The organism is Pseudomonas fjordensis, assembly GCF_976987115.1.
Map to the genome: position 1 here is coordinate 1027798 of NZ_OZ336860.1, position 22226 is coordinate 1050023.

The following is a 22226-nucleotide window of genomic DNA, read 5'->3' on the forward strand; positions in this document are numbered from 1 at the left end:
TTGTTTTTTGGCGCTCGCCCCGACATTTTGTCCAATCGTAACCGATTCCAGCATTCGACCCATGTCCCACAGCAAGCGCCGAGTGGCCCTTCAAGCTTGCGCAATTAACGCGTAATCTGCCATAAATTCTAGATTAAACGTTTCAGCAAGCGTATTTTTACGATGTTCGCCGCTGAGTGACCACTGCCAATTGACCGCTCAGTCAGTTAATTTTGAACATATTTACCTACAACAATACCTAGTGCGCCCGTCGCACTAACTAGGAGAACGGCATGCTTGAGCTCACCGTAGAGCAGATATCCATGGGCCAGGTGGCTGTGGATAAATCTGCTGCCTTGCACCTGCTCGCTGACAAATTAGTGGCCGATGGCCTGGTTGCCGAAGGTTATCTCAGTGGCTTGCAAGCCCGTGAAGCCCAAGGCTCGACCTTTCTCGGCCAAGGCATTGCCATTCCCCATGGCACGCCAGAAACCCGCGACCAGGTGTTTTCCACCGGTGTGCGCCTGCTGCAGTTCCCCGAAGGGGTGGACTGGGGCGATGGCCAGATCGTCTACCTGGCGATTGGCATCGCGGCTAAATCCGATGAACACCTTCGCCTGCTGCAACTGCTCACCCGTGCTCTCGGTGAAACCGACCTGGGCCAGGCCTTGCGCCGTGCTGGCAGTGCCGAAGCCCTGTTGAAACTGTTGCAAGGCGCGCCCCAGGAACTGGCGCTGGATGCACAGATGATCAGCCTGGGCGTGTCGGCCGATGATTTTGAAGAGTTGGTGTGGCGCGGTGCACGCCTGCTGCGCCAGGCCGACTGTGTGAGCAATGGCTTTGCCGCCGTGTTGCAGCAGGTCGACGCGCTGCCCCTGGGCGATGGCCTGTGGTGGTTGCACAGCGAGCAGACGGTCAAGCGTCCGGGCCTGGCCTTTGTGACGCCGGACAAACCCATGCGCTACCTCGGCCAGCCTTTGCACGGCCTGTTTTGCCTGGCGAGCCTCGGTGAAGCGCACCAGACCCTGCTTGAACGCCTGTGTGCCTTGCTGATTGAAGGGCGCGGCCAGGAGTTGGGGCGCGCCACCAGCAGCCGCGCGGTGCTGGAAGTGCTGGGCGGTGAACTGCCACCGGACTGGCCCAGCGCCCGCATTACCCTGGCCAACGCCCACGGGTTGCATGCACGCCCGGCGAAGATCCTTGCCCAATTGGCGAAAAGTTTTGATGGCGATATCCGCGTGCGGATCGTCGATGGCGCGGTGGGCGCCGTGTCGGTCAAAAGCTTGAGCAAGTTGCTCAGCCTCGGCGCACGTCGTGGCCAGGTGCTGGAGTTTGTGGCCGAGCCGACGGTGGCCGGCGATGCATTGCCCGCCCTCTTGGCCGCCGTGCAAGAGGGCCTTGGCGAAGAGGTCGAGCCTTTGCCCACCGTGAGCGCACAGCCAGCACCGGTCGACATCGAACCCGTGCTTAGCGCGCCAGTGAGCGGTAGCCAACTCCAGGCCATTGCCGCCGCGCCGGGTATCGCCATCGGCCCGGCCCACATCCAAGTGCCACAGGTGTTCGATTACCCCTTGCGCGGCGAGTCTGCCGCCGCCGAACGCCAGCGCCTGCACACGGCCTTGAGCGACGTGCGCACGGATATCCAGGGCCTGATCGAGCGTAGCCAGGCCAAGGCCATCCGCGAGATTTTCATCACCCACCAGGAAATGCTCGACGACCCGGAACTCACCGACGAAGTCGACACCCGCCTCAAGCAGGGCGAAAGCGCCGAGGCCGCCTGGATGAGCGTGATCGAAGCTGCCGCCAAGCAGCAGGAGGCGTTGCAGGATGCCTTGCTGGCCGAGCGTGCTGCCGACCTGCGTGACATCGGCCGCCGCGTGCTGGCGCAGTTGTGCGGCGTTGAAAGTGTGCAGGAACCGAGCGAACCCTACATCCTGGTGATGGAAGAAGTCGGCCCTTCGGACGTGGCGCGCTTGGACCCGGCCCGCGTTGCCGGCATTCTCACCGCCCGAGGTGGCGCCACCGCTCACAGTGCCATCGTCGCTCGCGCCCTGGGCATTCCGGCCTTGGTCGGTGCTGGCGCTGCGGTATTACTGCTCAACGCCGGCACGCCGCTGTTGCTCGATGGCCAGCGCGGTCGCCTGCATGTCGACCCCGACACCGCCACCCTGCAACGCGCTACCGTGGAGCGCGACAGCCGCGAACAGCGCTTGCAAGCTGCTTCGGCCCAACGCCATGAAGCGGCGCTGACCCGTGACGGCCACGCTGTGGAAGTGTTCGCCAACATTGGTGAAAGCGCCGGGGTGGCCAGTGCAGTGGAGCAGGGCGCCGAAGGTATCGGCCTGTTGCGCACCGAACTGATTTTCATGGCCCACCCCCAGGCACCGGATGAGGCCACCCAGGAGGCCGAATACCGTCGCGTACTCGACGGCCTCAACGGTCGCCCGTTGGTGGTGCGCACCCTGGATGTGGGCGGCGACAAGCCCTTGCCCTACTGGCCGATCGCCGAAGAAGAAAACCCCTTCCTCGGTGTGCGCGGCATTCGCCTGACGCTGCAACGCCCGCAGATCATGGAAGCGCAACTGCGCGCGCTGCTGCGTGCTGCGGATAACCGCCCGCTGCGCATCATGTTCCCCATGGTCGGCAGCGTGGATGAGTGGCGCGCCGCCCGGGACATGACCGAGCGCCTGCGCCTGGAGATCCCGGTGGCGGACCTGCAACTGGGGATCATGATCGAAGTGCCTTCAGCCGCGTTGCTGGCGCCGGTGCTCGCCAAGGAAGTCGACTTCTTCAGCGTCGGCACCAACGACCTGACCCAGTACACCCTGGCCATCGACCGTGGCCACCCGACCCTGTCGGCCCAGGCCGATGGCTTGCACCCGGCAGTTTTGCAACTGATCGACATCACCGTGCGCGCCGCCCATGCCCACGGCAAATGGGTGGGCGTGTGCGGCGAGTTGGCGGCGGACCCGCTGGCGGTGCCGGTGCTGGTCGGCCTGGGTGTGGATGAGTTGAGCGTGTCGGCCCGCAGCATTCCCGAGGTGAAGGCGCGGGTGCGTGAGTTCAGTCTGAGCGAGGCCCAAGGCCTGGCGCAACAAGCACTGGCGGTGGGTTCGCCTGCCGAAGTGCGTGCCCTAGTGGAGGCCGTGTAGATGGCGAATATTCTGACTCTGACGCTGAACCCGGCGTTGGACCTCACGGTACGCCTGGCGCACCTGCAACCCGGTGAGGTCAATCGCAGTGAGGCGATGCTCACCCACGCGGCGGGCAAGGGCGTGAATGTGGCGCAAGTGCTGGCGGACCTGGGCCATTACGTCAGCGTGGGCGGGTTCCTCGGCAGTGCCAACCCCCAGGCGTTCAATGCGCTGATCAAGCGCCGTGGGTTTGGCGATGCCTTCATTCGTGTCCCCGGCGAAACCCGTAGCAACATCAAGATTGCCGAACAGGATGGGCGGGTCACCGACATCAATGCACCGGGGCCGCTGGTGACTGAAGAGGCGCTAAAAGCGCTGCTCAAGATGGTCGCGATCATTGGCCCGGAGTTCGATGCGGTGGTGGTGGCCGGTAGCCTGCCGCGCGGCGTCAGCCCGCAGTGGTTTAAAGGTCTGCTGGAGGCGTTGAAAGACCTCGGGTTGAAAGTGGCCCTGGACACCAGCGGCGAAGCGCTGCGCCTGGGGTTGGAGGTTGGCCCGTGGCTGGTCAAACCCAATACCGAAGAGTTGGCCGAGGCCCTGGGTAGCGCCACCGATGCCATCAGCCGCCTGCATCAGCAAGGTGTCGAGCATGTGGTGGTCTCCGACGGGGCCGCAGGCGTGACTTGGTACCGCCCAGGTGCGGCGCTGCACGCCACACCGCCCAAAGTGGCAGTGGCCAGTACCGTGGGCGCCGGCGACTCGCTGCTGGCCGGGATGCTCCACGGTTTGCTCAGTGGCGACACGCCGGAGCACACCCTGCGCCGGGCCACGGCAATTGCCGCGATGGCAGTGACACAGATCGGTTTTGGCATCAGCGATGACGCGCAGTTGGCGCGTCTCGAAAGCGGCGTCGATGTGCGCACGCTGACAGAACAATAAGAGGGTTTGTGATGAAGTTAGCCATTGTTACCGCCTGCCCGAACGGCATGGTCACCAGTGTGCTGTGCGCCCGCTTGCTGGACGCCGCCGCCCAGCGCATGGGCTTGCACACCAGTGTTGAAGTCGTCGATGTGCAGCGCCCGGAGCGCCAGTTGTCCCAGGCCACGATTGATGATGCCGAGTGGGTGCTGCTGGTCAGCAGTACCCCGGTGGATATGCAGCGGTTTGTCGGCAAGCGCGTGTTCCAGAGCACGCCGGCCCAGGCGTTGGCAGATGTCGAAGGCGTATTGCGTCGGGGGGCTGAAGAGGCCCAGGTGTATGTCGCCGACGCTGCCCCGGTGGCGGCCAAGGCTGCGCCGCGTATCGTTGCGATTACCGCGTGCCCCACTGGCGTGGCCCACACATTCATGGCCGCCGAAGCCTTGCAGCAGACCGCCCAGCGCCTGGGTTATGACTTGCAGGTCGAGACCCAAGGTTCGGTCGGCGCCCGCACGCCGTTGAGCTCGCAAGCGATTGCCGATGCCGATGTGGTATTGCTCGCGGCCGATATCGAAGTGGCCACCGAGCGTTTCGCCGGCAAGAAGATTTACCGCTGTGGCACCGGCATTGCCCTCAAGCAATCCGAAGCCATCCTCAACAAGGCCCTCGCCGAAGGCGCAGTGGAAAGCGCGGCCAGCGGTGCAGCGGCCAAGGCCGAGAAAACCGGGATTTACAAACACCTGCTCACCGGCGTGTCGTACATGTTGCCGATGGTGGTGGCGGGGGGCTTGCTGATCGCCTTGTCGTTTGTGTTCGGCATTCATGCCTTCGAACAGCCCGGCACCTTGGCGGCGGCGCTCAAGTCCGTGGGTGACCAGGCGTTCCTGTTGATGGTGCCGCTGCTGGCGGGCTACATCGCCTACTCGATTGCCGACCGTCCCGGCCTGGCACCCGGCATGATTGGCGGGCTGCTGGCGGGGACGCTGGGGGCTGGGTTTATTGGCGGCATCCTCGCCGGTTTCGTCGCCGGGTATTGCGTCAAGCTGATCAGCCGCGCGGTGCAACTGCCCCAGAGCCTGGAAGCGCTCAAGCCGATCCTGATCATTCCGTTATTGGCGAGCCTGTTTACCGGCTTGGTGATGATCTACCTGGTGGGGCCACCGGTCGCCCGCTTGCTCACGGGCCTGACGGATTTCCTCAGCACCATGGGCACCACCAACGCGGTGCTGCTGGGCATTCTGCTCGGCGGCATGATGTGCGTGGACTTGGGCGGGCCGATCAACAAGGCGGCCTATGCGTTCTCGGTCGGCCTGCTGGCCGCCTCGAGCGGCGCGCCGATGGCCGCGACTATGGCTGCCGGCATGGTGCCGCCGATTGGCATGGGCATCGCCACGTTGCTGGCCCGGCGCAAGTTCGCCCAGACCGAACGCGAGGCCGGTAAGGCGGCGATGATCCTGGGGCTGTGCTTTATCTCCGAAGGCGCGATTCCCTTCGCCGCCAAAGACCCGCTGCGCGTGATTCCAGCCAGCATCGCCGGTGGCGCGTTGACCGGCGCACTGTCGATGTACTTCGGCTGCAAACTCGCCGCGCCCCATGGTGGCTTGTTTGTGCTGGTGATTCCGAATGCGATGAACCATGCGTTGTTGTACTTGTTGGCGATTGTGGCGGGCAGTGTGTTGACCGGCTTGGTGTATGCCCTGCTCAAGCGACCGGAAGCGGCCGAGCTGGCCGTGACTGCCTGACCCAGTAAAAGTGTGGGGGCAAGCCCAAATACCCTGTAGGAGCGAGCTTGCTCGCGAAGAACTCGCAGGCGCCGCGTTCATTCAGCAAGCCCGCGTGATCGTTGACGTTTTTCGCGAGCAAGCTCGCTCCTACAGTTGTAGCCTGTCATCTGCGCTTCATCCCATCATGCTTAAGTGGCCCTTTTGATACTCAAGAGGGCACCTGCATGAGCCACTTCGATCTGGGCCGCCGCCGTGTGATGCAAGCCGTAGGCGCTGGCCTGTTGTTGCCGGGCCTGGCGCCGGCGGTGATCGCTTCGGTGAAGGACCGGCCGCAACTCACTGACGGCGTGCAATCGGGCGACCTGCAGGGCGACCGCGCCATGATTTGGAGCCGCAGCGACCGCCCGGCGAAGATGGTGGTGGAGTGGGATACCCGCAGTGTGTTCAGCAACCCGCGCCGGTTCGTCTCGCCCCTGGCCGACAGCCGCACCGACTTTACCGCCCGTGTCGAACTCACGGGGCTGCCGGTCGACCAGGCGATTTTCTACCGCGTGCATTTCGAAGACGCCCAGAGCGGCATTGCCAGTGAGCCCTGGTTCGGCCACTTGCGCAGCGTGCCGCAACAGCGGCGCGATATCCGTTTTGTGTGGAGCGGCGACACCGTCGGCCAAGGCTTCGGCATCAACCCCGACATCGGTGGCATGCGCATCTATGAAGCTATGCGCCTGCGCCTGCCGGACTTTTTTATCCACAGCGGCGACACCATCTACGCCGACGGCCCAGTCCCCGCGCAGATCACCACCGAAGGCGGGCGCATCTGGCGCAACATCACCACCGAAGCCAAGAGCAAGGTTGCCGAAACCCTGGATGAATATCGCGGCAATTACCGCTACAACCTGCTGGATGAAAACGTGCGCCGCTTCAATGCCGAGGTGCCGCAGATCTGGCAGTGGGACGATCACGAGGTGATCAACAACTGGTCATCGAGCAAGCAGTTGGATGAGCGTTACCAGACCCGCGACATCAACACCCTGGTGGGCCGTGCCCGCCAGGCCTGGCTGGAATACTCACCCATGCGCCGACAGAGCGCCGACGCTGGCGGGCGCATTTATCGCAAGCTCAGTTATGGGCCGCTGCTGGATGTGTTTGTGTTGGATATGCGCAGCTATCGCGGGCCGAATGACGATAACCTGGGCGCTGAAAAGCCCTTCCTGGGGCGTGAGCAGTTGGACTGGCTCAAGCGCGGGCTCAAGGCGTCGCAAGCGCAGTGGAAGGTGGTCGCCGCCGACATGCCCATCGGCCTGGGCGTGCCCGACGGTGAGGTCAGCCCCGGCGTGGCGCGTTGGGAAGCCGTCGCCAACGGCGACCCTGGCCCGGCGCAAGGGCGTGAGCTGGAGATTGCCGATCTGCTGGGGTTCCTGCATGAGCACAAGGTGCGCAACCACGTGTGGCTGACGGCCGATGTGCATTACTGCGCGGCGCATCACTACCACCCAGACCGCGCGGCGTTTCAGGATTTCGAGCCGTTCTGGGAGTTTGTGGCAGGGCCGTTGAATGCCGGAAGCTTCGGGCCCAACCCACTGGATAAAACCTTTGGCCCGCACGTGGTGTTCCAGAAGGCGCCACCGGCACAGAACACCTCGCCGTTTGCGGGTTTCCAGTTTTTTGGTGAGGTGCAGATTGATGGGCAGACGGCGGAGTTGACGGTGATGCTGCGGGACTTGGATGGGGTTTCCGTGTTCGAGCAAAAACTGCAACCCATCTGATTGGAATGCAATCAAAACTGTAGGAGCGAGCTTGCTCGCGAAAAACTCACAGACGCCGCGTTATTCAGGAAGCCCGCGTTATCGTTGACGTTCTTCGCGAGCAAGCTCGCTCCTACAGAAGGCAGGCATTAGCGGGGTCAGTAGACATCCCGACGATAGCGGCCCTGTTCGATCAGGCGCTCCAGCGCCTCATTGCCCAGGATGTCTGCCAGTGCCTGATCCACCCCCGTCGCCATCCCTTGCAAGCTGCCACACACATAAATCGCCGCGCCATCCGCCAGCCATTTACGCAGCACATCCGCTGACTCGCGCAAACGGTCCTGTACGTAGATTTTCTCCTCCTGGTCCCGGGAAAACGCCAGGTCCAGCAGGGCCAGATCTCCATTGGCGAGCCAGCCTTGCAGTTCCTCCTGGCACAGGTAGTCGTGGGCGATATTGCGCTCGCCAAACAGCAGCCAGTTGCGCTGCTGGCCGTCGGCAATACGCGCCTTGAGCAAGCTGCGCAGGCCCGCCAGGCCGGTGCCGTTGCCCAGCAGAATCAGCGGCACAGGCGCGTCGGGCAAATGGAAGCCGCTGTTGCGCCGCAGGCGCAGGCTGATGGCCGAGCCGAGGGCGGCGTGTTCAGTCAGCCAGCCGGAGCCAAGCCCCAGGCTGCCGTCGGGGTGGCGTTCCTGGCGCACGATCAACTCCAGCACGCCGTCGCTGGTAATCGAGGCGATGGAGTATTCGCGCATGCCCAGCGGTACCAACGCGTCCACCAGTGCCTGGGCGTGCAGGCCGACCAGGTGCGTGCGGTTGTCCGGCAGTTGGCGCGTGGCCAGGGCCTGGTCGAGGGTATGGGCGACGCCGTCGATTACCACGCCGTCGCTGCCGACCAAGCCCAGGCCGGCCAGGAAGTGTTCGATAGCCCACGGGCAATTGCGCGGCAGAACTTCCACCAGGTCGCCGGCCAGCCAGCTGTGCGCAGACGTGGATGTGAGGCCCAGCAGGTAGACGGGCGAGCCGACACTGTCGGGGTTGAGCAGGGTGCGTTGGCTCAGGGTCCAGTTTTCGTACTGGGCCGTCGGCCAGGCCGCTGCCGGCGCATGCCCGGTGAGCTGGCCCAGTTGTTGTTGCCAGGTCTGCAACGCCAGGGTGTCGCCGCTGTCGACTTCCACCGGGGCAAACAGGGGGTTGCCGCCCTGGTTGGTCAGCCAGAAATGCAGGCGCCTGGCAAAGCCGCAAAAATGCTCGTACTGCCGGTCACCCAGGGCCAGCACCGAGTAGTTCAAGCCTTTGAGGGGCAGCGCCTGGCCGAGCACGCTGCGCTCGAAACCACGGGCGCTGTCGGGCGCTTCGCCGTCGCCAAAGGTACTGACCACAAACAGCGCGTTCTGCGAGTGGCTGAGGTCGTCAGGGCTGACACTGCCCAGGGGCTGCACCTTTACCGCCAGGCCCGCAGCCTGCAATTGCCCGGCCGTTTGCCAGGCCAGTTGTTCGGCAAAACCGCTCTGGCTGGCGAAGCCGATCAGCCAGGCCGGGGCATCGCTGTGGTTGTCTGTCAGACCTTTACGGGCATCGCGTACCTGGCGTTTTTTGCGGCGTCGGTCGAGGTACAGCAGCCAGCCAGTGATGAAAAACAGCGGCATAAGCAGTGAGCTGACGGTGAGGACAATCCGCCCGACCAGGCCGAAATAGCTGCCGGTGTGCAGCGCATACACACTGGTCAGCAACTGCGCCTTGAGGCTTTTGCTGGCGTAGCGCTCGTGGGATTTGACCTCGCCGGTGGCCGGGTCCAGGTTGATCTGGTTCAGCGCGCGGTCATGGGGCGATGAGTTGAGCAGGTAATACACAGTGGCCGGTTGCCCGGCAACCGCCGGCATCCGAATGTTGTAGGCGCTCAAGTCGGGACCGGCGTTGCTGTAGATGCTGCTCCAGATCGCGTCGTAGTTGGCCACCGGAGCCGGGCCAGCGGGGGCAGGGCCGCGCTTGCGCATGCGCTCGTTCTGCGGCGCGTCGGACAGCAGTTTGGTCACGCCACGGTTGTACCAGTCGTAGGACCAATACAGCCCGGTCAGCGCCGCCAACAGATAAAACAGCAGGCACCAGGTGCCGAATACCGAGTGCAGGTCCCAATTGAAGCTGCGGCCCTTTTTGCGCCAGTCCAGGGTCAGCCAGACGCGCCAGCTTTTCACCTGGCGCGGCCAGCGCAGGTACAGGCCGGAGAGGCAGAAGAACAACAGGATCAGGGTGCAGGCGCCGGTGATATTGCGCCCGGTGTCACCGATGGCGAGGAAGCGGTGCAGTTGCAGGATAAAGCCGAACAGGTCCTGGCCGACCGCGTCGCCCATGTAGTCGCCGGTGTACGGGTCAAAGTAGCGCATCTGGCCACGGCGCTCGCCCGGTGGTGGGGTGAAGGACACGCGGCCAGCGTTGCCGCTGTCGCTTTCTACCCACAGCATGGCCACGGTATTGCCTTCGGCCGCTTCCAGCTTGCGTACCAGCTCGGCGGGCGGCAGTACACCGGTCTCGCGTTTTTGCACGCTCAACACGGTGGGGTTGAGCGCCCGCAGGATCTCGTCCTGGAACGAGTACGCGGCCCCGGTGACCCCCATCAAGGCCAGCACCAGCCCGGCCGTGATGCCGAAGAACCAATGCAACTGGAACAGGGTTTTCTTCAACACGTCGGAGCGCCTCGCTTAGCTGGATATCTGATCACGGCGCGCATTATGCCGTGAGTTGCCGAAAAACACGCAAAAGCCCCACGCATTCGATGTGTGGGGCTTCTGGCTGGAACTTTACCGCTTTTAGAAGTGGAAACTGGTGGTCAATAACGCCGTACGACCGGCCGCCTGGTTGGCGAAGTGCGCCGAGTAGGCTTTGTCGTAGTAGGTCTTGTCGGTCAGGTTCTGCACGTTCAATTGCAGGTCGACGTTTTTGGTCAGCTTGTAGCTGGCCATGGCGTCGTAGCGGGTGTAGGACGGCACATACACGGTGTTGCCGGCATCGCCGTAAACCTCATCGACGTAGAAGGCGCCGCCGCCGACGGTCAGCTTGGGCGTGATGTCGTAGGTGGTCCACAGGCTGAAGGAGTTCTTCGGCGTGTTGGGCATTTGGTTGCCTTTGTTGGAGCCGGCACTGACTATGCCGTTACGCCCGTTGAGGCCGGATTTGACCAACTCGCTGTCCAGGTAGGTGTACCCGGCGAACACTTGCCATTGATCGGTGAGCTTGCCGCTGGCCGACAATTCCACGCCATCGACCTGTGATTCACCCGCGTTTTCGTAGGTGAGTGCATCCACCAGAATGCGCGTGTTCTTCTTCTCGGTACGGAACACGGCAGCAGTCAGGGACAGGCGATCGTGGAACAGGTCCCACTTGGTGCCCAGCTCGTAGTTGACGGTTTCTTCTGGCTGCAAGTCGCTGGTGGCGGCACCGGCGGATAGCTGATTGGGATCGGCGCCTTCGCCTACCAAACCTCCAGGAGGTGTGGCTGAAGTGGCATAGGACGCATAGATACTACCGTTCTCCAAAGGTTTCCAGACCAGGCCGGCCTGCCAGTTGAAGAACTGGCTGTCGTCTTTGATCTTGCTGCGGGCTTTTACCGTCGCGCTCGGCACTGCGTTGGTGTTGGCTACGGTGTCAAAGGTGTCGTAGCGCAAGCCCACGTTCAGCAGCCATTTTGGATCGAGTTCGATGGTATCGAACACATACACGGCACGGCTGGTGGCTTTGGTGTTGGTGCCGTTGTAGTTGCGGGCGATGCTGCCGTTCCAGGCATCGTCGGGGTTCGGGTTGCCGAGCGAAGTACAGTTGCCGCCGCTGCTGCCGACTACGCTAGGCGTGCAGCCGTTGGGTTTTGGGTTACTGTTTGGAGTAACGGTGTAGCCACTTACGCGGGTTTCTTCGCCCGTGAATTCCAGACCGGTGGAATAGGAATGCTTCATACCTGCCAGTTGGAAATTACCGAACAGATCGGTCTGGTTAGTGGTCGTTGTGGTGGTGGAAACACGGCTGTTGGCACGACGCCATACGGTCCCAAACTGATTGACGTTGTGCTGGCTGTCATCAGGTTGCGTCAATACATAATCCTGACCGGTGCTGCCATGACGCAGGGTGTTTTTCAGGGTCATGTTGTCGTTCAGGTCGTGCTCGATGGAGAACGTGCTGATGTCGGCGCGGGTCTTGCGGAAGTCACGGCTTTTCAAACCATAGAAGTTACTGCTGTCGCCGCCATCGGTCGGCTTGTCGTGAACGTGCACCGCATTTGAGGCTGCGCTGCTATAGCCATACGGAATCCCCGAATCCGGCAGGTCATCACTTTCCATATGGTAGTAGCTGAGGTTGACGCGGGTCGGCGTGCCCAGGCCAAACGTCAGCGACGGTGCCACGCCCCAACGGTCGTAGTTCACCGCATCGCGGCCAGCCACGTTTTGTTCATGGCTCATCAGGTTCAGGCGGAATGCCGCGCTGTCGTCGAGGAACTGGCGGTTCACGTCGAGCACGTAGCGGCGGGTCTGGTCGGAGCCGTAGGTAAAGCCGCCGTTGGTGAAGTCCCGCGCTTGTGGGGTCTTGCTCACCAGGTTGAGGCTGCCACCGGCCGAGCCACGGCCGCCGAACGAGGAGTTGGGGCCTTTGCTGACTTCGATGGACTCGATGTCGAAGATCTCGCGGCTCTGGCCGCCGGTATCGCGTACGCCATCGAGGTAGGTATCGCCCTGAGCGTCAAAACCACGGATGAACGGACGGTCGCCCTGAGGGTTGCCACCTTCACCGGCGCCGAAGGTGATACCCGGTACGGTGCGCAAGGCATCCTGCAACGAGGTGGCGGCGGTGTCCTTGAGTACTTGTTGCGGCACCACAGTGACCGAACGCGGCGTGTCCACCAGCGGCGCGGTGTACTTCTGCGACGAGGCTTTTTCGACCTGGTAGGAGGTGTTGTCCTGCTCTTGCCCTGTGATGTTGGTGGCGCCGAGGGAGATAGGGTTGCGCTCGCCTTTTGGCTCGGTATTTTCAGCCGCCTGCGCCAGGTGGGCGGCGGAGCCGGCACTCAGGGCAACGCCGATGGCCGAAGCCAGCATGCGTGGTGAACTGACCGGTATTTTTAGAATAGTGCGCGACATGACGTGTCCCTTCCCCAAGGATGTGAGGCCGCGGAATATAGGGCCAACAAGACTTTGTATCAATTGCGAGATATTGCTATTCGCATCAAATTTACATTCTTTACACTTTTTTGTTACGGAATTTGCCTTCTCGTTCGTCCCCGTGTTTTACAGGGCGGATAAGAATCAATACCATTGACGCCTCTCTGATCGCAGGTATTGCCCCATGTTGCTGCACATTCCCGGCCTGTTCTCTCGCGAGGAGGTGCTACGCATTCGCCAGGCCCTGGAAGAGACCGAATGGGCTGACGGCAAAATCACTGCCGGGCACCAGTCGGCCAAGGCCAAGCACAACCTGCAATTACCCGAAGGTCACCCCCTGGCCAAGGAAATCGGCGCGGCGATGCTGGAACGGTTGTGGAGCAACCCGCTGTTCATGTCGGCCGCGCTGCCGCATAAAGTCTTCCCGCCACTGCTCAACTGCTACACCGCAGGCGGCAGTTTCGACTTTCATATCGACAACGCGGTGCGCCAACCCAAAGGCAGCCACGAGCGCGTGCGCACCGACCTTTCGTCCACGTTGTTCTTCAGCGACCCCGACGACTACGACGGTGGGGAACTGGAGATCCAGGACACATTCGGCGTGCAGCGAGTCAAGCTACCCGCCGGCGACATGGTGCTGTACCCCGGCTCCAGCCTGCACAAGGTCAACGCGGTGACCCGTGGCGCGCGCTATGCCTCGTTCTTCTGGACCCAAAGCCTGGTGCGCGAAGACAGCCAGCGCACCTTGCTGTTCGAGATGGACGGCGCGATCCAGCAACTGACCCGCGACGTGCCCGACCACCCCGCGTTGATCCAGCTCACCGGCACCTACCACAACTTGCTGCGCCGCTGGGTCGAGGTCTGAGCATGGGCTTTTTATTGCGCCGCGAAGAAGTGCTCAACGTCGAGCAATTACAAAGCATGCTCGATGATTCCCCGGTGCGCGCCGCCCAGGCCATCCTCATCGCCGCCAAGGCAGGCGTGGTCGATGCCCAGGCCCTGCTCGGGCAAATCCTGCTGGAAGGGCGCGGCATTGCGCGCGATGAAGCCTTGGCGCTGCGCTGGTTCCAGATTGCCGCGCAGGGCGGGCACCTGATGGCGCGCAATATGATCGGGCGTTGCCGGGAGCATGGTTGGGGCTGTGCCGTCGATGAAGCAGCGGCAGCCCGGGAATATCGGCTGGCAGCCGAAGGCGGGTTGGATTGGGGCCAGTACAACTACGCCAACCTGTTGGCTACCGGTCGCGGCATTGAGCAAGACCAGGCCCAAGCGCTGATGCTTTATCGCCAGGCCGCAGGGCAGGGCCACGCCAAGTCGATGAACCTGCTGGGGCGTTATCTGGAAGACGGCCAGTATTGCCCCAGGGATCTAGAGACAGCCGTCGAATGGTACCGACGCTCCGCCGAAGCTGGGGATTTTCGGGGGCAGTTCAGCTATGCAGCGGTGCTGGCGGACAGAGGGCAGATCGACGCTGCGCTGGAATGGCTGCGCAAGGCGTTGGCGGCTGGGAATTCCAAATTCCTGCGAACGGCGCACAAGGCGCTGGCACTGGCCAATGACCCGCAGATTCGCGCCATGGCCGAGGCTTATCAAGGGCACGCGGACCAATTGGAGAAAACGCTGTAGGAACCCGTTTCTACATATTCACGTGTTCCGGTTTGTCGATGAACGGCAAGGATCGAAGGTTGAAGCTCTGGCTTAAGTCGCTATGATTAAGCTTGAATCATTTTTAATCACCTGCTTGTCATTTATCCGCAGAGAGAGTTTTCATGGGTGCCGAAACCAAAGTAATGACAGCTCATATTCCCACTGCCCTTGCTCAGAAAGTTGACCAGATGGCCGCGCGAATGGATCGCTCACGCGGATGGGTGGTGAAACAGGCCCTCGCTGATTGGGTCGATCAAGAAGAAGAGCGCAGCCGGCTGACGCTTGAGGCTATGGCAGATGTAGATGCGGGGCGCGTGATCGATCACCAGGCAGTGCAGGCCTGGGCAGATAGCCTGAGCACCGATTCGCCGCTACCGGTACCGCGCTGATGGAGCTGAGGTGGACAAGTAAAGCCTTATCCGACCTGGCTCGATTATATGACTTCCTCTCTGTTGTAAACCGCGAAGCTGCCGCCCGCATCGTGCAGTCACTGTCTCAAGCGCCTGACACGCTGCTCGATAATCCGCGCATCGGTGAGAGAATTGAAGAGTTTTCACCGCGCGACGTAAGAAGACTCTTAGTCGGCCATTACGAAATGCGCTACGAAATTCAACAGTCGACACTCTATATTCTACGGTTATGGCACGTTCGCGAAGATCGCTGAGGGCGCGTACCACAGACAGAAAAAAGCCCATGAAACGCCATGGGCTTTTTAGTTATAACCGTCTTATTACACGTAGAACGACTTCAACGGTGGGAACCCATTGAACTCAACCGCGCTGTAGCTGGTGGTGTAGGCACCGGTCGACAACCAGTACAAACGATCACCAATGGCCAGGTTCAATGGCAGGCCGTACTTGTAGTTTTCGTACATGATATCGGCGCTGTCGCAGGTCGGGCCGGCGATGACCACTTCTTCCATCTCGCCTTTCTTCTCGGTCCAGATCGGGAACTTGATGGCTTCGTCCATGGTTTCGATCAGGCCGGAGAACTTGCCCACATCCGTGTACACCCAACGCTCGACCGCGGTACGGGACTTGCGCGCCACCAATACCACTTCGCTGACCAGGATGCCGGCGTTGGCGATCAGCGAACGGCCAGGTTCCAGGATGATTTCCGGCAGGTCGTCACCGAAGTCTTCCTTGAGGAAACGGATGATTTCTTCAGCGTAGGTTTCCAGGCTGTTGGTGCGGGTTATGTAGTTGGCCGGGAAGCCACCGCCCATGTTGATCAGCTTCAGGTGAATGCCGTCTTCTTCTTTCAGGCGTTCGAAGATCACCTTGACCTTGGCGATGGCCGCGTCCCACACGCTGATGTCGCGCTGTTGCGAGCCTACGTGGAACGAGATGCCGTACGGCACCAGGCCCAGGTCGCGGGCGAGGATCAGCAGGTCCATGGCCATGTCGGTCTGGCAGCCGAATTTGCGCGACAACGGCCAGTCAGCGGTGGTCGAGCCTTCGGTGAGGATACGCACATACACTTTCGAACCCGGCGCGGCCTTGGCGATGTTGCGCAGGTCGGCTTCGGAGTCGGTGGAGAACAGGCGCACGCCCTTCTCATAGAAGTAGCGGATGTCCTTGGATTTCTTGATGGTGTTGCCGTAGCTGATACGGTCGGCGCTGACGCCGCGGTCCATGACCTTGTCCAGCTCGTAGATCGAAGCGATGTCGAAGCTCGAGCCTTTGTCTTTCAACAGGTCGATGATTTCAACGGCCGGGTTGGCCTTGACGGCGTAATACACCTTGGCGAATTCGAAACCGGCGCGCAGGTCATCGTAGGCCTGGCTGATCATCGCGGTGTCGATCACCACGAACGGGGTTTCTTGCTTGTCGGCGAACGCCTTCATTTTGTCAAAAGTGGCGCGCGCGAAATAATCTTCGACCTGGATCGACATGCTGGGAACTCCTAAGGGCAAACTAATTTGATCAATGGGTGCAAATGAACGTCCTCCGTATCCCCACTTTGGTTCGCCTACTTCCCAAGGCATGTCGCCGAAAGCAAAAAGGCCACGGGGTAAGCTGCCCTTGGCCTTGCTGTCTCGTCGTCAGTACTTGAGCCGGATGGATCGTTTCCAGCATGGACGTTCGGCGCGAACTTTAGGGCTTGGCGGGCGTGGGATCAACTAAAAATGTCGCGTTTTTGCACGCGTTCGTCGCGCGGCCGCGTGCAGCTACTTATGTAACCGACCGGTGTGACGGATTGATGTTCCCCGAATGGGGAGATTTGAGGTGTTTCAGACCCAGTGAAGGTCCAATGTGGGAGCGGGCTTGCTCGCGAATGCGGTGCACCAGTCAACCTATCTGGCGACTGACACTCTGCATTCGCGAGCAAGCCCGCTCCCACACTTTTAAGCCAGGGCTGTCTCGGCCGGGGAGACGATACTGGTCTTGCCCCCACGGGACTTACCGGAACTCAGGTACTCGGCAATCGACTCCTGGGTCACTTCCCCAAGGAACACCCGCTCCGCATCCATCACCGGCAACCACGAACGGTTGAACTCGTACATGCGCGACAGCAGAATGCGCAAATGCTCGTCATACGCCGCCGTGGCGTTGAACTCGCGCAGGTACTGGCCGCAGGTGCCGGCCTGGCGGTGCAGGTCGCGGCGGCGCACATAGCCCAGCGCTTTGTTTTCGGCGCAGGTGACCACCACGTACCGGCGGTCATGCTCGTCCATCAATTCCAGGGCATCGGCCACTGGGGTTTCCGGGCTGACCGACGGGGCGTTGTCCGCCGCGTCTTCGGCTTTGACCAGCAGCAGGCGCTTGAGGGTGCTGTCCTGGCCCACGAAATTGCTGACGAACTCGTCGGCCGGGTGCGCCAGCAGCGTGTCCGGGTGGTCGATCTGCAGCAACTTGCCGGCGCGGAAGATGGCGATCTTGTCACCCAGCTTGATGGCTTCGTCGATGTCGTGGCTGACCATGATCACGGTCTTGTTCAGTGCGCGCTGCATCTCGAAGAACTCGTTCTGGATCATCTCGCGGTTGATCGGGTCGACCGCGCCGAACGGCTCGTCCATCAGCAGCAACGGTGCGTCAGCCGCCAGGGCGCGGATCACGCCGATGCGCTGTTGCTGCCCGCCCGACAATTCACGCGGGTAGCGATGCAGGTACTGCTTGGGCTCCAGCTTGATCATGCTCATCAACTCGCGGGCGCGGTCGTGGCATTTCTGCTTGTCCCAGCCGAGCAGCTTGGGCACCACCACGATGTTCTCTTCGATGGTCATGTTGGGGAACAGGCCGATCTGCTGGATCACATAGCCGATGTTGCGGCGCAGGGTCACCTCGTCGAGGTCGGTGGTGTCTTCGCCGTTGATCAAGATCTTGCCCGAGGTGGGCTTGATCAGGCGGTTGATCATTTTCAGCGTGGTGCTCTTGCCGCAGCCCGAGGGCCCCAGGAATACGCAAATCTCGCCTTCATTGACGGTCAGGCTTACATCGTTGACGGCGGTGACGGTCTTGCCGTTGCTTTGAAAAGTCTTGGACAGGTTTTGAAGTTCGATCATTTGAGCAATCCTTTTGGAGTCAGCGAGCGTTGCAGCCACTGCAGAAGCAGGTCGGCGAAGATGGCCAGGAGGCTGACCAGCACGGCGCCGACGATCAGCATCGACATGTCACTGCGGCTGATAGAAGCCAGAATCAGTACACCCAGGCCACCGGCACCAATGGTGGCGGCGATGGTCATCACACCGATGTTCATCACCACGGCGGTGCGCACGCCAGCGAGGATCACCGGCACCGCAATCGGCAGTTCGACCATGCGCAGGCGCTGGCCGAAGGTCATGCCGATGCCGCGTGCGGCTTCGCGAATGCCTGGCTCTACGCCGGTCAGCGCGAGGTAGGTGTTACGCATGATCGGCAGCAGGGAGTAGAGGAACACGGCGGTGATCGCCGGCATCGGCCCCAGGCCCTGGCCGAACTTGGAGTAGAACGGCAGCAGCAGGCCGAACAGCGCAATGGAGGGCACGGTCAGTAGCACCGTGGCGCTGGCTTGCAACGGGCCTGCCAGGGTAGGGAAGCGCGTCATCAGAATGCCCAGGGGCACGCCGATAAAGATCGCCAGGATCACGGCGATGCCGACCAGGGTGATGTGCTGCCAGGTCAAGTGCAGGACTTGGGCCCAATCAAGATGGGAAAAGGCGTTCAAAAATTCCATGTCTTCTCCTTTTTAGTTGATTGGATGTTGGCGCAGGAAATCGGCGGCAACGGCGGACGGGCTTTCATGGTCGACGTCGACCCGTGCATTGAGCTGACGCATGGTTTCATCGTCGAACAGGTTGGCCAACGGCTTGAGCTCGGCAGCCAGTTGCGGGTGCTTGTCGAGGTATTCCTGGCGGATCACCGGGGCTGCGGTGTAGTCGGGGAAGTAGTGCTTGTCGTCTTCCAGCAGCTTCAACTTAAAGGCGTTGAGGCGCCCGTCGGTGGTGTAGACCAAACCTGCAAACACCTGGCCGTTACGTAGCGCGGTGTAGACCAGGCCGGCGTCCATCTGCCGGGTGTTCTTGCGTGTCAGGTTCATGTCGTACAGCTTGACCATGCCGGCCAGGCCATCGGAGCGGTTGGCGAACTCGGTGTCGAGGGCGACCAGGCGGTGCTCTTTGGTCTCCTGAGCCATGGCTTGGGTGAGGTCGCTGATGCTGTTGATCTCGGGATGTTCCTGCGCGACTTTCTCCGGCAGTGCCAGGGCGTAGGTGTTGCTGAAGCGCGACGGCGATAGCCAGACCAGGCCTTTTTTCGCGTCGAGTTCTTTGACCCGAGCGTAGGACTGTTCGCTGTCGAGCTTCTCGTCGATATGGTTGTAGGCCACCAGAGACACACCGGTGTATTCCCAGATCAGGTCCAGTTGCCCGCTTTCCTGGGCACTGCGCGCCAGGTTGCTGCCCAGGCCGCCAGTCACACGGGCGTCGTAGCCCTTGGCGCGCAGGTACTGGGAAGTGATTTCGGCGAGCAGGGTCTGCTCGGTGAACACCCGGGCGCCGATGCGGATCACGGGTTTTTCGGCGGCTTGTGCAATACCTGCAAGCAGCAGGACGCAGCCTAATATCAAGCTCAGTTTTTTCATGTGAATTCCTTTACCGGGCTTAAGACGGGCGCAACCCGCGTTCCAGCCAGAGGCGGCTGGCCATGGTTACCAGGCCGTCAAGCAGCAACGCCAGCAGCGCGGTGCAGGCGGCGCCGAGCAACAGTTGCGGCTGGTTGTTCAGGGCGATGCCGGGGAAGATCAGGCTGCCCAGGCTGTTGGCGCCAATCAGGAAGGCCAGCGGCGCGGTGCCGACGTTGATCGCCAGGGCCACGCGCACACCGCCGATGATGATCGGCACGGCGTTGGGCAATTCCACGCGAAACAGCACCTGACGTGGAGTCATGCCGATGCCGGTGGCGGCTTCTTTCAGGGAACCCTGAACGTTTTTCAGGCCTTCGTAGGTGTTGCGCACGATGGGCAGGAGCGAGGCGAGGAACAACGCGAAGATGGCCGGGCCGCTGCCGATGCCGAGGACGCCGAGGGCGATGGCCAGTACGGCCAGGGGAGGGACGGTGTTGCCGATGTTGAAGATCTGCATGAAACGTTCTGCGCGCCCGACCATGTTGGGTCGGCTGAGCAGGATACCGGCGGGGATGCCCACAATCAGGGCTGCCAGCATGGAGACTAGGACGAGAATCAGATGAGCTTGCAGGTAAAACAACAAATCGTCGCGGTACAGTTCGATCGTGTTGATGCCGATCCAGTGGACCAGCAGGGCCAGGAGAGCGACGACAACCACTGCTCCTATCAGCCCTTTGCCATAGCGAATAGCCACAGGCGGACTCCTTTTTTTCTTCTGTCGGCGAACACATTTCCGAGCGGCAGGGCCATGACTGGCTGCCTTGGAATGGGTTCGCGAAAAGCAACTCGCCGATACTGGCAATGCAGTATGCGATCGAGCCATGAGCGCAGCCTCGTCAGGCTAACTTGCTGATTTTTCAGCCCCTGTTCCGAGTGCGATAGCAGGGGAGTGGACGTCTCTACCTTTTAAAAGGTTCCACACTTGGGCGTATTTAGCCACCCCCAATGGGCTCAACGGTGGTCCGTACCCTCGCGTTTGCGCTATACTCGCCGCCCTTTTTTGACTCACCTGCCAGGCGATTTCCCATGACCCACCAGGCCGCCGAAGTCGCGAAACGCCGCACTTTCGCCATTATTTCCCACCCCGATGCCGGTAAGACCACCATCACCGAAAAGCTGTTGCTGATGGGCAAGGCGATCGCGGTAGCCGGCACGGTGAAATCGCGCAAATCCGACCGCCATGCCACCTCCGACTGGATGGAAATGGAAAAACAACGGGGTATTTCCATTACCACGTCGGTCATGCAGTTCCCGTATCGCGAGCACATGATCAACCTGCTCGACACCCCAGGGCACGAAGACTTCTCCGAAGACACCTACCGCACCCTCACCGCGGTGGACTCGGCGCTGATGGTCCTCGACGGCGGTAAGGGCGTCGAGCCACGCACCATCGCGCTGATGGACGTGTGCCGTCTGCGTGACACGCCGATTGTCAGCTTCATCAACAAACTCGACCGCGACATCCGCGACCCCATCGAGCTGCTGGATGAAATCGAAGCCGTCCTGAAGATCAAGGCCGCGCCGATCACCTGGCCGATTGGTTGCTACCGCGACTTCAAGGGCGTGTACCACCTGGCCGACGACTACATCATTGTCTACACCGCTGGCCACGGTCATGAACGCACCGAAACCAAGATCATCGAGAAGCTCGACTCCGACGAAGCCCGCGCCCACCTGGGTGACGAGTACGACCGTTTTGTCGACCAGCTGGAGCTGGTGCAGGGCGCCTGCCATGAGTTCAACCAGCAGGAGTTCCTCGACGGCCAACTGACGCCGGTGTTCTTCGGTACCGCGCTGGGCAACTTCGGTGTCGACCACGTGCTCGACGCCGTCGTGGACTGGGCGCCAAAACCCCTGGCCCGCGTCGCCAACGAGCGCACCGTGGAACCGGTCGAAGAGAAATTCACCGGCTTTGTGTTCAAGATCCAGGCGAACATGGACCCCAAACACCGTGACCGTATCGCCTTCATGCGCATCTGCTCCGGCAAATACGAAAAAGGCATGAAGATGCGCCACGTGCGCACCGGCAAGGACGTGCGCATCGGCGACGCCCTGACGTTCTTCTCCTCCGAGCGTGAGCAGCTGGAAGAGGCGTTTGCCGGCGACATCATCGGCCTGCACAACCACGGCACCATCCAGATCGGCGACACCTTCACCGAAGGCGAAGCGCTGGGCTTTACCGGTATCCCGCACTTCGCCCCGGAACTGTTCCGCCGCGTGCGCCTGCGTGACCCGCTCAAGTCCAAGCAACTGCGCCAAGGCTTGCAGCAATTGGCCGAAGAGGGCGCCACCCAGGTGTTCTTCCCCGAGCGCAGCAACGACATCATCCTCGGTGCCGTGGGTGTGCTGCAGTTCGACGTGGTCGCCAGCCGCTTGAAAGAGGAATACAAGGTGGAGTGCTCCTACGAGCCGATCACCGTGTATTCGGCGCGCTGGATTGATTGCAGCGATAAGAAGAAGTTGGAAGAGTTCTCCAACAAAGCCGTGGAAAACCTGGCGATCGACGGCGGTGGTCACCTGACCTACCTGGCGCCGACCCGGGTGAACCTGGCGTTGATGGAAGAGCGTTGGCCGGATGTGAAATTCCGCGCGACCCGCGAACACCACTAAGGTTTGAGCGGTTAAGAGAAGGGCGAAGCTGTGATGGCTTCGCCCTTTTTATTGGTCGCCCAAAGGCTAAGTGTGGGAGCGCGCTTGCTCGCGAAGGCGGTGGATCAGCCGACGCATCTGTTGAATGACGCCCCGCATTCGCGAGCAAGCCCGCTCCCACAGTTAATCTCGATTTGACCAGAAATTGGCGCAAACCCTTGATCAGAACTAGCTTCAAAGACT

The 22226-nt window shown here is 61.5% G+C and carries 16 protein-coding genes; 9 read left to right on the forward strand and 7 right to left on the reverse strand.

Going from position 1 to position 22226, the window contains the following annotated elements; translation table 11 throughout:
• Window positions 1-272 precede the first annotated feature (272 nt).
• The 4 genes from ptsP (at window position 273) to ACWHXD_RS04645 (ending at window position 7521) form a co-directional block, all read left to right on the forward strand.
• Complete coding sequence (gene ptsP / locus ACWHXD_RS04630; protein ID WP_138761283.1) at window positions 273-3131, forward strand: phosphoenolpyruvate--protein phosphotransferase; 2859 nt, start codon at window positions 273-275, stop codon at window positions 3129-3131.
• The gene (gene pfkB, locus ACWHXD_RS04635) at window positions 3132-4052 is read left to right on the forward strand and encodes a 1-phosphofructokinase (RefSeq protein WP_098949585.1); all 921 of its coding nucleotides are present in this window, start codon (window positions 3132-3134) and stop codon (window positions 4050-4052) included.
• 11 nt (window positions 4053-4063) lie between these two features.
• On the forward strand, window positions 4064-5773 hold the full coding sequence (locus ACWHXD_RS04640) for a PTS fructose-like transporter subunit IIB (RefSeq protein ID WP_138761284.1): 1710 nt from the start codon (window positions 4064-4066) through the stop codon (window positions 5771-5773).
• Between the two features lie 206 nt (window positions 5774-5979).
• Window positions 5980-7521, forward strand: coding sequence for an alkaline phosphatase D family protein (locus ACWHXD_RS04645; RefSeq protein ID WP_032893604.1), 1542 nt, complete (start codon window positions 5980-5982; stop codon window positions 7519-7521).
• A gap of 137 nt (window positions 7522-7658) precedes the next feature.
• On the opposite strand, the gene ACWHXD_RS04650 is transcribed toward ACWHXD_RS04645, so the two are convergent.
• Window positions 7659-10184: a PepSY domain-containing protein gene (locus tag ACWHXD_RS04650; RefSeq protein WP_032893602.1), complete on the reverse strand. Its 2526-nt coding sequence runs from the start codon at window positions 10182-10184 to the stop codon at window positions 7659-7661.
• A gap of 123 nt (window positions 10185-10307) precedes the next feature.
• A complete protein-coding gene (locus ACWHXD_RS04655; protein WP_098949582.1) occupies window positions 10308-12623 on the reverse strand; it encodes a TonB-dependent receptor in 2316 nt (771 codons plus the stop codon).
• A gap of 205 nt (window positions 12624-12828) precedes the next feature.
• On the opposite strand from ACWHXD_RS04655, the gene ACWHXD_RS04660 reads away from it, so the two are divergent.
• The 4 genes from ACWHXD_RS04660 to ACWHXD_RS04675 all read left to right on the forward strand — a co-directional run bounded on the left by ACWHXD_RS04660 (window position 12829) and on the right by ACWHXD_RS04675 (window position 14955).
• On the forward strand, window positions 12829-13509 hold the full coding sequence (locus tag ACWHXD_RS04660) for a Fe2+-dependent dioxygenase (protein ID WP_056789563.1): 681 nt from the start codon (window positions 12829-12831) through the stop codon (window positions 13507-13509).
• Window positions 13510-13511: 2 nt separating this feature from the next.
• Complete coding sequence (locus ACWHXD_RS04665) at window positions 13512-14270, forward strand: tetratricopeptide repeat protein (RefSeq protein WP_032893599.1); 759 nt, start codon at window positions 13512-13514, stop codon at window positions 14268-14270.
• A gap of 143 nt (window positions 14271-14413) precedes the next feature.
• Complete coding sequence (locus ACWHXD_RS04670) at window positions 14414-14680, forward strand: CopG family ribbon-helix-helix protein (RefSeq protein WP_032893597.1); 267 nt, start codon at window positions 14414-14416, stop codon at window positions 14678-14680.
• Window positions 14680-14955: a type II toxin-antitoxin system RelE/ParE family toxin gene (locus tag ACWHXD_RS04675; protein ID WP_080765562.1), complete on the forward strand. Its 276-nt coding sequence runs from the start codon at window positions 14680-14682 to the stop codon at window positions 14953-14955. The genes ACWHXD_RS04670 and ACWHXD_RS04675 overlap by 1 nt, the downstream gene beginning before the upstream one ends.
• A gap of 66 nt (window positions 14956-15021) precedes the next feature.
• On the opposite strand, the gene ACWHXD_RS04680 is transcribed toward ACWHXD_RS04675, so the two are convergent.
• From ACWHXD_RS04680 to ACWHXD_RS04700, 5 genes are all read right to left on the reverse strand, one after another.
• Complete coding sequence (locus ACWHXD_RS04680) at window positions 15022-16185, reverse strand: type III PLP-dependent enzyme (protein WP_032893596.1); 1164 nt, start codon at window positions 16183-16185, stop codon at window positions 15022-15024.
• A gap of 453 nt (window positions 16186-16638) precedes the next feature.
• The gene (locus ACWHXD_RS04685; protein ID WP_003188471.1) at window positions 16639-17796 is read right to left on the reverse strand and encodes an osmoprotectant ABC transporter ATP-binding protein OsmV; all 1158 of its coding nucleotides are present in this window, start codon (window positions 17794-17796) and stop codon (window positions 16639-16641) included.
• On the reverse strand, window positions 17793-18446 hold the full coding sequence (locus ACWHXD_RS04690) for an ABC transporter permease (protein ID WP_003188473.1): 654 nt from the start codon (window positions 18444-18446) through the stop codon (window positions 17793-17795). Before ACWHXD_RS04690 ends, ACWHXD_RS04685 begins: the two co-directional genes overlap by 4 nt.
• A 12-nt stretch (window positions 18447-18458) precedes the next feature.
• Window positions 18459-19352: a glycine betaine ABC transporter substrate-binding protein gene (locus tag ACWHXD_RS04695; RefSeq protein ID WP_138761285.1), complete on the reverse strand. Its 894-nt coding sequence runs from the start codon at window positions 19350-19352 to the stop codon at window positions 18459-18461.
• 19 nt (window positions 19353-19371) lie between these two features.
• Entirely contained in the window at window positions 19372-20088 is a 717-nt protein-coding gene (locus tag ACWHXD_RS04700; protein WP_003188475.1) for an ABC transporter permease, read from the reverse strand.
• Between the two features lie 332 nt (window positions 20089-20420).
• Between ACWHXD_RS04700 and ACWHXD_RS04705 the strand changes: the two genes are divergently transcribed.
• The gene (locus tag ACWHXD_RS04705; protein ID WP_003188476.1) at window positions 20421-22004 is read left to right on the forward strand and encodes a peptide chain release factor 3; all 1584 of its coding nucleotides are present in this window, start codon (window positions 20421-20423) and stop codon (window positions 22002-22004) included.
• Window positions 22005-22226: the final 222 nt, after the last annotated feature.